Annotated in this window: 11 protein-coding genes and 1 pseudogene; 5 read left to right on the top strand and 7 right to left on the bottom strand. The window is 43.3% G+C overall.

Translation table 11 applies throughout. The annotated features are described in order from the left end of the window. Window positions 1-270: 270 nt before the first annotated feature. The 3 genes and pseudogenes from JMY06_RS12000 to JMY06_RS05095 form a co-directional block, all read left to right on the top strand. Window positions 271-385: pseudogene (locus JMY06_RS12000) on the top strand (prepilin-type N-terminal cleavage/methylation domain-containing protein); the annotation flags it as partial. Window positions 386-414: 29 nt separating this feature from the next. After that, window positions 415-771 (top strand): pilin, encoded by a 357-nt coding sequence (locus JMY06_RS05090; protein ID WP_413786887.1) that lies wholly within the window; start codon window positions 415-417, stop codon window positions 769-771. A 179-nt stretch (window positions 772-950) separates the two neighbouring features. Beyond that, complete coding sequence (locus tag JMY06_RS05095) at window positions 951-1,388, top strand: pilin (protein WP_201616803.1); 438 nt, start codon at window positions 951-953, stop codon at window positions 1,386-1,388. Between the two features lie 120 nt (window positions 1,389-1,508). Here the strand turns inward: JMY06_RS05095 and JMY06_RS05100 are convergent, their stop codons facing one another. The 5 genes from JMY06_RS05100 to mutS all read right to left on the bottom strand — a co-directional run bounded on the left by JMY06_RS05100 (window position 1,509) and on the right by mutS (window position 6,987). Then, window positions 1,509-1,616, bottom strand: a complete 108-nt coding sequence (locus JMY06_RS05100; protein ID WP_413786886.1) for a DUF3470 domain-containing protein — start codon at window positions 1,614-1,616, stop codon at window positions 1,509-1,511. A 28-nt stretch (window positions 1,617-1,644) separates the two neighbouring features. Beyond that, entirely contained in the window at window positions 1,645-2,355 is a 711-nt protein-coding gene (locus JMY06_RS05105) for a hypothetical protein (protein ID WP_227672179.1), read from the bottom strand. Continuing rightward, window positions 2,348-3,319, bottom strand: coding sequence for a hypothetical protein (locus tag JMY06_RS05110; protein ID WP_201616807.1), 972 nt, complete (start codon window positions 3,317-3,319; stop codon window positions 2,348-2,350). Before JMY06_RS05110 ends, JMY06_RS05105 begins: the two co-directional genes overlap by 8 nt. A 90-nt stretch (window positions 3,320-3,409) precedes the next feature. Then, window positions 3,410-3,733: a ferredoxin FdxA gene (gene fdxA, locus JMY06_RS05115; protein WP_201616809.1), complete on the bottom strand. Its 324-nt coding sequence runs from the start codon at window positions 3,731-3,733 to the stop codon at window positions 3,410-3,412. Window positions 3,734-3,846: 113 nt separating this feature from the next. Beyond that, complete coding sequence (gene mutS / locus JMY06_RS05120) at window positions 3,847-6,987, bottom strand: DNA mismatch repair protein MutS (RefSeq protein ID WP_201616811.1); 3,141 nt, start codon at window positions 6,985-6,987, stop codon at window positions 3,847-3,849. 239 nt (window positions 6,988-7,226) lie between these two features. Between mutS and secA the strand changes: the two genes are divergently transcribed. Both secA and JMY06_RS05130 read left to right on the top strand, forming a co-directional pair. Next, the gene (secA, locus tag JMY06_RS05125; protein WP_201616813.1) at window positions 7,227-10,076 is read left to right on the top strand and encodes a preprotein translocase subunit SecA; all 2,850 of its coding nucleotides are present in this window, start codon (window positions 7,227-7,229) and stop codon (window positions 10,074-10,076) included. Between the two features lie 316 nt (window positions 10,077-10,392). Further along, on the top strand, window positions 10,393-10,917 hold the full coding sequence (locus JMY06_RS05130; protein ID WP_201616814.1) for a hypothetical protein: 525 nt from the start codon (window positions 10,393-10,395) through the stop codon (window positions 10,915-10,917). Between the two features lie 163 nt (window positions 10,918-11,080). Here the strand turns inward: JMY06_RS05130 and JMY06_RS05135 are convergent, their stop codons facing one another. Both JMY06_RS05135 and JMY06_RS05140 read right to left on the bottom strand, forming a co-directional pair. Then, window positions 11,081-11,767: a YsnF/AvaK domain-containing protein gene (locus tag JMY06_RS05135; RefSeq protein WP_201616816.1), complete on the bottom strand. Its 687-nt coding sequence runs from the start codon at window positions 11,765-11,767 to the stop codon at window positions 11,081-11,083. 198 nt (window positions 11,768-11,965) lie between these two features. After that, complete coding sequence (locus JMY06_RS05140; RefSeq protein ID WP_201616817.1) at window positions 11,966-12,820, bottom strand: DUF2382 domain-containing protein; 855 nt, start codon at window positions 12,818-12,820, stop codon at window positions 11,966-11,968. Window positions 12,821-13,324 lie beyond the last annotated feature (504 nt).

Here is a 13,324-nt window from a genome sequence, read left to right on the forward strand (position 1 = left end):
TTAAGATATATAAATGCGGTACAAAACTACAAGGCGTTAGTATTTAGAATCTTAACCACTAATAAAACTGTTAAGATAAAGGTGATAATGCTTATTTGCTGCCAAATCACTCACTAACTATAAAAAGTTGGCACGCAACCTGCAACAACTATAATAAGACAATCAGCAAATTAAATTTTGACTGACACCCACACTATTAATAATTGATAGACAGTTGCTAATGCTACATAGCAAAATAATCTGTCATCACCCTATCCCAAAGGAATGTTTATGAACGCTCAAAAAGGTTTTACCCTAATCGAACTCATGATCGTGGTTGCCATTATTGGTATCTTGGCTGCGATTGCTATTCCTCAGTATCAGAATTATATTGCCCGTTCACAGTTCTCTGAGTCACAAGTAATGCTTTCAGGCATGAAATCTGCTATCCAAGAGAGAGTAGACCAAGGTAAAAGCTATGATGGCGTTACAGAAGAAGAAGCAGAGTCAGGTGAAGGTAAAGGTGATGGTGTAGATGGTATTAACCCACTAGGTGCAAACTTAATTGGCGAGTATGGCACTATAAGTTACGATGCTTTTGTTGGCGGTGCCACTGGCGATGATGGCAACACGGCAGCAGCCACATACTCATTCAAAAAAGAGGGTGTAAGCCAGAAGCTTAGAGAAAAGGTAGTAACATTCACATATGATGGTACAAAAGGCAAATGGAGCTGCGATACAGATGTTCCTGCAGAGTTAGTTTCTGGTGCTTGTGAAGTAGATGAAAGCTAAGCTTAATAATAGTAGCAAGCGTAGGCTGGGCTTTTAGTCCAGTTCAAAATTTGAACACGCTACGTATTACCAAAAAGCCAAACGTCATGTTTGGCTTTTTTATGTCTAGAAAACTATAATGGCATGCCACGTGCATTAATAGATTATCACCTCTGAGCTTCGTTACCATCATGTTACCAATGTCCAAACATCAGCTTACGACTCAGTCTGGCTTTACCTTAATAGAGCTAATGATAGTTATCGCTGTAATTGGCATTTTGGCATCCATAGCCGTAGTCAGCTATCAGACACAGGTTAGACAAACACAGCTCATCACTATTTATCAGGAAGTTAATCAGTTTCGTCTGCCCTATCAGATATTAATTAATGAAGGGGCTGGCGTGTCAGGATTTTCTCCTAGCGGTCTTAATATACCAGCGCAAACCAAATATTGTCAGTTTAGCGTTACTAAACCTGCTGCCAGTGGAATAACTATAGATGCAATAACTTGCACTATTCAAAATTTAGCTTATGCGCAAGGACAAACACTTAGTCTTGACCGTACCGCAGATAGCGCGTGGCAATGTCGAGCTTCAACGGGTATTGCGAAAGCGTATTTACCAAAAGATTGTCAGTAAAGTTATCACTTATTACAATAATAGATAAGTAAAAAAGCCACCTAACAGCATATCGCTATTAGGTGGCTTTTTGTTAACTCAGTATATCTATATTAAGCTAGCTTTAGTTAACAGGGTGCTCTACCTCTCTAAATACTGAATCTTACCTTCAACACCATCCCACTTTTCGGCTTCTGGCAAGCCTCCAGTCATCTCAGTGATGTTCGGCCACTTTTGCGTTGAGCTCATTCAACATCTCTTGTCCCACCAACCATGATTAAATATCTGCAAAGGTCAGTTTTTCTACTACATGCGGCATATAAGCGGTGAGCACAGGCTGATCGGTAAGTCCTAGGAGCTCATAGACTGAACCACCAATACCGGGAATAACTTCTCCTGCCTTACTGCGCTTATTATCTATCGCAAAACAGTTAAACTTAAATTTTTGCGATATATCAATAGGGAACTCAGCCCTTAGCTTCTCTTCTGAATATTTATGAGCGACAGGGGCTAATATAAAGATATTATCAATATTTTGTATAGTGCCTAACATTTCAATCAGGTTGGTGCGCACCACACAACTGCCTGACATGATAGATTTAACGATGACAATGTCTGTTGCAGACTCATATCCCGATTGAATAAATTTATGGACAATGGGTGCCACACTAGAATGGTCAGCAAGCTGGTAATGATTATTCCAAAAAACAGCAAGCTTACTAGTAATACCTTGGTTGTTTAGCTCCGTTGCGACACCATGTTGCAAAAAGTCAGCATCTTCAGCAGTCGAGATGATAAGCGTATCCACTTTAGTATGGTGATGAGTAGTTTGGTGATGAAGCGAGGGTACAATAGTAGCGGCCAATAATTTACCGAGTGCTATCATATGCTCACAATAAGTATCAGGATTATCGACACTGTCCAATAAACCCTGCAGATGGCGTTTGGCTGCTAGCGTCGCCAAAGGAGTATACGTGCGGTTATTCATATCCATTTTGTACCTCTCCACTGTTAGAGGAGTTCGAGTCTTTTTCAAGGTCTTGAGCAGCAACGAGCATAAACAATCTTACCAAATCTTGAATATTGTTAACTTTATCCGCTTGCTCAGTGGGTATTTCATTGATTGAGTCAATATCCACGGCAATAGTAAGCCCAATGTTTAGGGTTATTGTTAGTTTGTTATATTCTAAACGATACGCGAGATGATGAGAAGGATTCGTTAGAATTTGTTGCAGCCATACTGGGATACTGTCTGTTTTGGGAGCAGGGCGAAACTTGATGAATGGATTAGGGTAGGCTTCTGCCTGTGCTTGAGAAAATATGTCTGCCACGGACTTATACTGATTGGCTTGCAGGACACCCAAAATCAGTTTGGCAGCATAATCGATATCAGAGTTATTGCTACTATTTATAAGTTTTTTTATGTGGTTTAAAAGTGGGGTATTATAGACGAGTTCAACGAGTGTTTGGTGATATTCAAAATACTCACAGGAATCCAGACCCTTTAAGTCATCAGGTATCTTTTTTAGATTTTTTAGCGCTTTCGTCAGATCAGAAACCAGTAAACGGTTTTTAGTTTGGCTTATTTTGAAGCAATCATTATCAATGGCTCTTTGTTTTCTGAATCTCTCACTGATATCATTCGTCCAATCAGCGGCGGCACCCGATGAATTTTTGGCTTGATAGTTATATTTAATTTGTTGATCGCCGTCGATATGGCAGATATCATCGACAAAACCAATGACCTGCATACCTAGTATTTGCTTATCAAAGTCACAACTGTCCTGAGCTGCTATCTCAAAGGCTTTATGAAGCTGAAAGTAGTTTTCATAGTCACGACCTTTAGTGTTATTCAAACCACCTTGATGAAGATGCTGCAAGGTTTGACTGTCCACTAGGCTAAATTCAGCTGCGACATAATCAATAATCTGCTGCTTATCGACGAGTTGCATCTACTTGCTCACATCAAAGGTTTTAGATAAATAAAAAGGCTGGGCTAAAAGCCACAGCCTACGAATTTAACAAATATATTAAATTAATATCTACTTCTCTAAATACTGCAATTTACCTTCAACGCCATCCCACTTTTCAGAGTCCGGCAGACTGTCTTTCATCTCCGTAATGTTCGGCCACTTTTGTGCCAATTCTTCGTTGAGTCCGATATAGATTTCTTGCCCTTTAGGCACTTCGTCCTCGGAGAATATCGCATTAGCAGGGCATTCAGGCTCGCATAGCGCGCAGTCGATGCACTCATCAGGATCGATGACGAGGAAGTTGGGCCCTTCATAAAAGCAGTCCACCGGGCAGACTTCCACACAGTCGGTGTGTTTGCAAAGGATGCAGTTATCTGTAACGACAAAGGTCATATTGATGGCTACCTGTGGTTGATTCGGCGTATGAATAAGTAAAATGGCTAAAAAAGCATTTGATTAAAAATAAGGGCTATTTTAGCGCCTTTACGATGATTAAACAAACCCCTTTACTCATTAATGAGGTGTTTAAGATTATAGAGCGTGTCTAAGGCTTGCTTGGGCGTTAAGCTGTCAGGATCAATGTTATTTAGCTTATCATAGACGCTAAGCAGTTGTTTTGATTGTTGATTATAGTCTGAGCTATTACTCTGAACGCTAGTATGAGCCGTAGCGCTAGTCACTCTATCATGAGTGCGGGGCTGACGTTCATCCTTTCCTGACTTAGCTAAGTCATTTTTGACATCAGGCGTTTTTACTTTATCAGTAGCTAGCGTGTCAATTAGATAGCGTTTGGCATCATTGAGTACTTGGGTGGGAATACCTGCCATCTTTGCCACATGTAACCCAAAGCTAGAGCTTGCGGCGCCTTCTCGGATTTGATGTAGTAGCAATAATTGTCCGTCGATATCGCTTGCTGCGACGTGGACGTTACGGATGCCGCTATCGTTAGCGTTATTAATCTCGCTATTAACACCATGAGGCGTGTTTGCCAATTGGGTCAGCTCAAAATAATGAGTGGCAAATAAGGTCAGGCAGCCAATCTCAAGCAGCCGATTGACACAAGCATGTGCAATCGCCAGCCCGTCAGTGGTCGACGTTCCGCGTCCGACTTCATCCATCAGTACCAATGATTTGTCCGTAGCAAGATTCAAAATATTGGCGGTCTCTATCATCTCCACCATAAAGGTCGATTTACCCCCTGCCAAGTCATCGGCGGAGCCAATTCGGGTAAAGATACGGTCGATATCACCGATTATCGCCTGAGTTGCTGGCACGAAGCTGCCGCAATGCGCGAGTAGAACAATTAGCGCGGTTTGGCGCATATAGGTGGATTTGCCACCCATATTAGGCCCAGTAATAATCATTAATCGTTCAGGGTGTTCGCTGCTACCGAGCTGACAGTCATTGGCGACAAAAGCGCTATTGTGGCTGGCGTTGTTGTGAGCATCGCTATTATGAGTGGGATTGAGAGCGGCTTCTACCACCACGTGCCGACCGGCGTTAATATCGATGCTGGTTTGATTTTGAAAACTGATTTGCTGTTGTTTGCCAGCATTTTTATTGGCTAATTTCTCATTATCTGAGCCGTTGTTTATTAAGTCATTGGTCATCACTGGACGCTGCCAGTTATAAGTAACTGCGAGCTGTGCCCAATTGCTTAACACATCGAGTTGCGCGATAGCGGCGCTCAGTTGTTGCAGTTCTGCTAAGTGGCTGCTCAGAGTAGTCAGGATTTGTTGATAGAGTTGCTTTTCGCGTGCTAAGGCTAAGGTCTGGGCGCTTAGATATTCGGTCTCGACTTCTTTTAGCTCATCAGTGATAAAGCGTTCGCTGTTTTTGAGCGTTTGCCGACGGATAAAGTGGCTGGGCGCGTTTTTAGCCTGCGTTTTGGGCAATTCAAAATAAAAGCCGCTGACCTTATTAAAGCCTATTTTTAGACTGGGTAATTGGTGCGCTTGGCGGGTACGCTCTGCCATCTCATCGAGGGTCGCTTGAATATTATCGTGCAAATGCGTCAGGCGATCCAAATCCTCATCGAATCCTGCGGCCAGCATACCGCCATCACGAATATGAGCGGGCGGCTCCTCGATAATAGCGCGTTCAATCAGCTCCGCCACCATTTGCACAGCTGGTAATTGCGCGGGTAATTGTTGCATGAGCATCGGTAATAAGCCTGCGTGTTCAGAATGAATCCCTGCTTGAGTGAGTAGGGCAGTTAACTGGCTGCTACTGGCAATGCCATCAGCCAATTTACGTAAGTCACGTGGCTTGGCGCTCATCAGGCCAATACGGCTAGTGATACGTTCAATATCACCGATGGTATTCAGAGTTTCGCGTAGGCGTTCAACCAAGTTGTTATTTAAATTGGTGACTAAATTATTATCTACATTACTTGTCGAATCATCTAATTTTAGTAGACCACATGATAAACTAGATATCGCGTCTAAACGTTGATTGATGCGTGCATGTTGCCGCAGCGGACGCTTCATTTGCTGGATTAATAGGCGCTTTCCCATTGGGGTTTTGCAATGATTCAGCACCGATATTAATGACGTACCATTGGCGCTAACGGGGCTGAACAATTCAAGATTTTGCTGACTATTGGCATCAATAATGAGATAGTCATCATTGTTTTCGACAATCAGTTGGTTTACTTGCGGCACATGACGCTGCTGGGTTTGACGGGCGTAATGGATCAGCGCCGCACAGCTGGATTGACCAAGTGGCGCATCTGCAATCCCTAACCCATCAAGGCGCTGTACCTCAAACTGCTGGCATAAAGTCGCTGCGGCATGGTCACGGTGAAAATCGTTTGCTGCCACTTCTATAATCGGACAGTCGAGGTGACTACGAAGCCACAGCAGCCAATCCTCGCGGCTGTTATCATTAAAGGTTTCACTGACGATACATTCACTAGGCGCAAACCGTGCTAAGACGGTGAGCATTTGCGCTTGTAGGTTTTCGGTGTCAGCAGTCGCAGCGCTTAGCGTTTGCGTTGTTAAGGTTCCAGCTGCTAAGTCCATTTGACTGACCGCCGCTTGCAGGGGCTGATTGCTGTTAGCTTTAGGATTAGCAATATCAATAGCAACTACCGTAGGCGTATGATTGGGCGCAATCAGTGCATCGTCAGTAATCGTGCCGGCAGTGAGAGTTTTGACCACTTCACGGCGCATGATAGTGGCAGGTTTGGCTTTGCTGCTGCCTTTAATCTGGTTGTCGTTTTTAAAACCGTTATCCTTCTTACTTCTCTCACCCATAACTGGAATATTGCCATCAGCTGATTCGTCAATTTGCTCACACACGACGACAGTTTGACCAGCAGCAATCAGCCGCGCCATATAACCATCCGCTGCATGAAAGGGGACTCCTGCCATCGCAATCGTATTGCCCGCTTTATCCGTACCACGTCGCGTGAGGGTAATGTCTAAAAGCTCCGCGGCACGCTTGGCATCGTCAAAGAACAGCTCATAAAAATCGCCCATCCGGTACAGCAATAAAGCCTGCGGATAGTTTGCTTTCATAGTCAGGTATTGCACCATCATCGGCGTATGATCGGCCAAATCGTAGACAGCGTCACCTATATTTAAGACGTTAGCGGTGTGTGGTTCAGCGATAGATTGGTTTTGAATAGAGGGCTTAACAGTCATGCACAGTCTCTTATTTTGCTGGTTTTATACCGTCATTTTACCATGACTAACCGTGATTTGACGCGGGCAAATATCTGCTAGTTGCCCTTGTATCCATCAGCACGATAACCATATATAATGACGACACACTTAATTGGGTATACTTGATTAGGTAGTACTTAGTCGGGTGATAAAAGGGTGGCAGGCGAGCCTTTAATGACTTTGTGCTGATTATCGAATACTTCCATAGGTTAAAAATTATGTTATCAAAGATTGTAGGCAGTGTGGTTGGCACCAAAAATGACCGTGAACTTAAGCGTATGCGTAAGGTGGTCACCAAAATTAATGCGCAAGAGGCTGGCGTGCAAGCCCTGTCTGATGAGCAATTGCAACAAAAGACGCAAGAGTTTAAAGATCGTTTCCAAAACGGCGAGAGCTTAGATGCGCTACTGCCCGAAGCGTTCGCGGTCTGCCGCGAAGCCTCACTTCGTATTACTGGCATGCGCCACTATGACGTGCAGCTGATTGGTGGTATTACTTTGCATGAAGGCAAAATCGCTGAAATGAAGACCGGTGAGGGTAAAACCTTAATGGCGACACTAGCGATTTATCTGAATGCTATTAGCGCTAAAGGCGTGCATCTCGTCACCGTCAACGATTATTTGGCCGCCCGTGATGCGGATTTGAACCGTCCACTGTTTAACTTTTTGGGACTGACCGTTGGGGTTATTTATTCGCAACAGCCGGGGCAAGATAAGGTTGACGCGTATCAAGCGGACATCACTTACGGTACCAATAACGAATACGGCTTTGATTATCTGCGCGATAATATGGTCTTTAGCCTAGCCGAAAAAAAGCAACGCTCGCTGAACTTCTGTATCATTGACGAGATTGACTCTATTCTTATCGATGAAGCACGGACGCCACTGATTATCTCAGGGCAAGCTGAAGATTCGTCACGGATGTACGCCATAATTGACACCATTATTCCGGTGCTAATACGCTCAAAAGATGAAGAAGCCAATAAGAATAATGAAGAAGAAGATTTTTGGATTGATGAAAAAAACCGCCAGATTGAGATTAGTGAAAAAGGCTATGAGAAAATCGAGCGTTTCTTAATCGAAGTTGGCGAGCTGGGCGAAAACGAAAGCCTATATAGCCCAAGTCGTCTGCCACTATTGGCTCACGTGCAAGCCGCTATTCGCGCTCATCATGTCTTTGTCAAAAACGTACATTATATCGTTGATGAAGGCGAAGTGGTCATCGTTGATGAAAGCACTGGTCGTACCATGCCCGGTCGCCGCTGGTCAGAAGGTCTGCACCAAGCCGTAGAAGCCAAAGAAAACGTCGATATTCAAGCTGAAAACCAAACGCTAGCGACCACGACTTTTCAGAACTTTTTCCGTCTTTATGACAAATTGTCCGGTATGACCGGTACAGCGGATACCGAAGCGGCAGAATTTAAATCGACTTATGATTTAGATGTGATCGTGATTCCAACTCATGAGCCGATTGCTCGGACAGATAAGAATGACCAGATTTTCTTAACCAAGTTGGGTAAATATAAAGGGATTATCCGCGAGATTAAAGAGATACAAGCCAAAGGCGCGCCGGTACTGGTTGGTACGGCAACGATTGAGGCCAGTGAAGAGTTGTCCTATCTGCTTGATCAAGAAGGCATTAAGCACAATGTCTTGAACGCCAAGCAGCATGAGCGTGAGGCCGATATTATCGCGCAGGCCGGTAGCCCCAAAGCGGTGACTATTGCTACTAACATGGCGGGTCGTGGTACCGATATTATCTTGGGCGGTAACTGGCAGTCATTTATTGAAGACATAGAATCCGTTAGTCCGGAAGAAATGCAGCGCCTAAAAGCCCAATGGCAAGTGAAGCATGACCAAGTAGTCGATGCGGGCGGCTTACATATTGTTGGCTCTGAGCGTCATGAATCGCGCCGGATTGATAATCAGCTGCGGGGTCGTGCTGGTCGTCAAGGTGACCCCGGCATGTCGCGTTTCTTCTTATCATTAGAAGATGACTTGATGCGTATCTTCGCCGGTGACCGCGTGGTTAATATGATGCGTACCATGGGACTCACAGAAGATGAAGCCATTGAGCATAAAATGGTCTCAAAATCGATCGAAAATGCGCAGGGTAAAGTTGAGAGCCGCGACTTTGATGCGCGTAAAAACTTGCTAAAATATGATGACGTGGCCAATGAGCAGCGTAAAGTTATCTATGGTCAGCGTGACGACTTGCTCGATGATATGGACTTGTTAGAAGCGCTGGAAGTCATGCATAATGAAGTCTATACCGCCATGATTCATCAATTTATTCCGCCAGGCTCTGTCGATGATCAATGGAACATTGATGGGCTGGAGGATGAGCTAGAGAACGAATTTAAGCTGTATATGCCGATTAATGATTGGCTAGATGAAGACCGTCGTCTGGATGAAGAAGGACTGCGCACTAAGATTATCAATACTGCACTTGAGCATTATCATGGTCGACGCGCGCAAATGGGTGAACAAAGCGCTGCCCAGCTTGAGCGGCACTTTATGCTACAAAGTTTAGATAAACATTGGAAAGACCATTTAACGCAAATGGATCAGCTGCGTAAGGGCATCCACTTGCGCGGTTATGCCCAAAAGAACCCTGAGCAGGAATATAAGCGTGAGTCGTTTGAGTTATTCCAAATGATGTTAGGGGCGATTAAGTCTGAGACCGTACAAGACTTGTCACGTGTGCATGTCCCAACCAAAGAAGAGCTTGAGGCATTAGAGGCGCAGCAACGCGAAGATGCGGCGCAGATGCAAATGCAGTTTGAGCATAGTGATGTGGCAAACTTAGCAGGTGAATCACAACCGGCCCCAAGCGCTCGTGATCAAAATCAGGGCGCGCGCGCCAATGGTCAAATGCGAGTCAACTTGAGCGGCGGGGTAACAGCAGGCGCTAATATAGGCGTAAATGCTAATAACATTAACGATAATAATGACAGCAGCAATACTGACGCTGAACCGAATCCTTACGCTGGTATGAATATCAGTCGAAATGCACCTTGTCCGTGTGGATCAGCTCTTAAATATAAGCAATGCCACGGTAGGATTTAGCCGTTAATCTGACTTTTATTGGTTTAATCTTTATAGCAGTATTTATATGAGCAGTAGCTAAGATAAATAGCAGATGCCCATAGCTGTCAGCAGCTATGGGTATTTTTATGTCCTTCTATAGCTGATATACTCTAGATTTAGCATAAAAAATGCGTTATAAGTAAAGATAATTTAGTATAATTATGATAAAGAAGGTTCAAGCGTAGACAATATATAATATATCGCCCAGTATTTTTTGCTTGTGTTTACAAATTCAACATAGGCGTAAATATACGGACACGCTATAGTATTTACCATACCAATTTAGGAGAGTGTTATGAATTTAGGGCATTTACGTACGTCCGCCTTTATTACCGGCCTACTAGCGGCGGCTATTAGCATGAGCGCCTGTCAACAGCAGCAAGAACCAGAACAAAGCTTAGAAGATAATATTGCTGAAGAACAGGCAGTACCGATGTCAGCTGAACCAGCCGATCCTAATGATACCGTGGTAGCTATAGAGGATGCGACCGTCAACGAAGTGCAGGATGACACTATCGCGACCGTCAATACCGGTGTGAGCCAGTTAACTTATTTATGTTCGCCTGAGCTAAAAGTCGAAGCAACTTATACAGATGAAGACGACCAAGTGGTTATTGGTACGGATATGGGTACAGTAACTTTGACCAAAACCAACGACGGTAGTAACCCTGAAGTATATAACGTTGCGACTGCGATAGATGGCGGTGAAGGCTTTACCCAGTGGCGTGTTGCTCATGGAGCACGTGAAACAGGTGTGATGCGGATGGCTGGTGCAGATGAGAGCAATGTAAATACGTATGAGTGTAAGAAAACAGAATAAGCGGTACTATTATTGACGGTGACTATTATCAACGATCACTATTATTATGTAACAGGATAAAGACAGCTATTTATAGTGAGCCTTTCATAACAGATATAAAAAAAGCAACGTGAACGTTGCTTTTTTTATATCTTACTAGATTGCTCTCAATTCAGTCCTAATATTATCCTTTACGACTGCGTCCAGTTTCATGCTCCAAAAAGCCTTCTTCTTTTACATCTAGCTCTTCATGCTCTAGCTCAACCTGAATGCTATCGGTATGAGTATGAGTGGTTTTATTCACATCAACCTCTTGGATGACGTAAGTATCCTTAGTGATGTTGGCGACTTGGCGTGAGATAACAATCTCGACAGGGACATCACCAATTTCAACTTGCTTGCCATTGATAGTGACCACTGCTCTATTGTCTAATGTGGGCTCAACATGACGCAAGATGTCTTTGTCATCATAACTACCTGATAACATATCTTGACTGTCGGCATCATAGTAGTCTGTTTGTATGGTGATATATTCTTCAACCAGCTCGATTGGTACCTCAATAGTCTTAGTACGTGAATGCTTGCTCACTGTGACTTTACCCACATCTAAGCGCTCTTTGTTGACTACCGGACGCTCTTCTAGTAACTCTAAATACCTCTTACCATCACGCCCATTGATTGCTGCTGCTTTATCAGTAACCGCTGATATGTCGCTGGGTGCTGGCAGTTTATTATCAGCAGTATGGTCTTCTATTTTGGAAGTATGCGCGGGTGATAAAGAAGCATTAGTGTTCTGGTCGTTAATAGATTTTCCATTACTACCGTTGCTATTAACAGCATTACTATCAGTATTGTTATTATTAGTGCTCATGAGTATATTCCTTATTGCTCAAGAAGTTTAGGAAAGCAGAATAGGCGTTTAAGTTTATCATCATACTCTACATTAAGTTTTAGCTTGACATAAAAAAAGACCAGAGACGGGCTCTGGCCTTAATTTGCTAAGTCAAAAGACTCAGCTGCTTATCTGTATTGCTTTTATATTTATATAAAGTAGCAACAGGTCAGCGTATTACATACCACGAGCGCGGCGTACATCTTCGGCAGAGATATCATCACGGTCTACACGTTTGCCTTGATTATCGACAACGTTACCATCACGGTCGATATCAAGCTCTTCACGTTGGATAGTCTCAGCGACAGTTTCAGTACGACGTTCGGTTGTTTTACCGACGCTCACTTCTTCTGCGACATAAGTCTCTTTACCAACACGAGCACGTTCTGCTTCTAGTTCAACTTCAATAGTCTCGTTACCGTTAACATCAGCATCACCGATACGGCGGTCTGTTGGGCGGTCTACGTTAGTACGTTCGATATTAGCATGTTCTTCTTCAAGATCTACATCGACATTACGCTCTTCAGTAACGACATGCTTACCAACTTTCACTAGACCTGCGACGATACGGTCTTTATTTACTGTTAGACGTTCTTCTAGTAGCTCCAGTGTGTTCGGTGCATCGTAGGCCGTATCTTTAATTTCCATACGCTCTTCAGTAGGAATAGTGTCTGCAACGAATGCTTTACGGTCTTTTTCGTGCTGTTCTTTGTAGCTGTATTGATAGTCATGGTCATACACTTCCATGGCATCAACTTGTGACTTAGTTAAGCTATCAAAGAATACGTCATCACCAACGATACGAGCGAGACCTGCTGGTACTAATACTTCTTTTGAGCTGAACCAGCCGCCTGCATCAACGATTAAATAACGGATACGACCAGTAGTATCTTCTACCAATGCACCTTCGATTTTACCGATTTTATCTTCGTCAACACCATAAGCAGTTTTGCCAGTAGGGTCATAATAGTCATCACCGATTAAGTCGCGGTGAGTTGCTTGAATGTCTTGTAAACGGATTAGTTGGCTCATTATCGTCTTCCTTTTATATGAGTAAATGGTTATTAAATAAATAATAATTAATGGTTAAAAGTGATACTCAAAATAACAGCGTTAAACAGTAACGCTAGTTATACATCTGTCGTTAAGTCATAATTGTTATTAATACTGTTAATGGCATTAGTAACGGCTATAGTGATCTGATTTTTCTAATTGCTTTTACTATTGCGACTAAGAAAATATAATCCGTCATATAAACAATAAATTATAATTAATCGCCGCTGACTCAACTTGTAATTATCGTAACACCCCATTTTTAAATGAGATATATGAGCAAGGTAGCAAAGTGTGCTTCGGACGTAATTGCGTGTAATAGGCTGTAAGTGCTATAACATGCGACTGGTAAAAGTTAACGCTTTTTTACAGTAGGGGTCATATTTTGCCTGTTTAGATGTTTTGGACACAAAAAAACCGCATGGCGTGTGACCGATGCGGTAGTAGATACAATAAATTGCGGCTAAGTGATGGCAGATTAGT

It is taken from the genome of Psychrobacter urativorans (genome assembly GCF_904846675.1).
Taxonomy (GTDB): Bacteria; Pseudomonadota; Gammaproteobacteria; order Pseudomonadales; family Moraxellaceae; genus Psychrobacter; species Psychrobacter urativorans_B.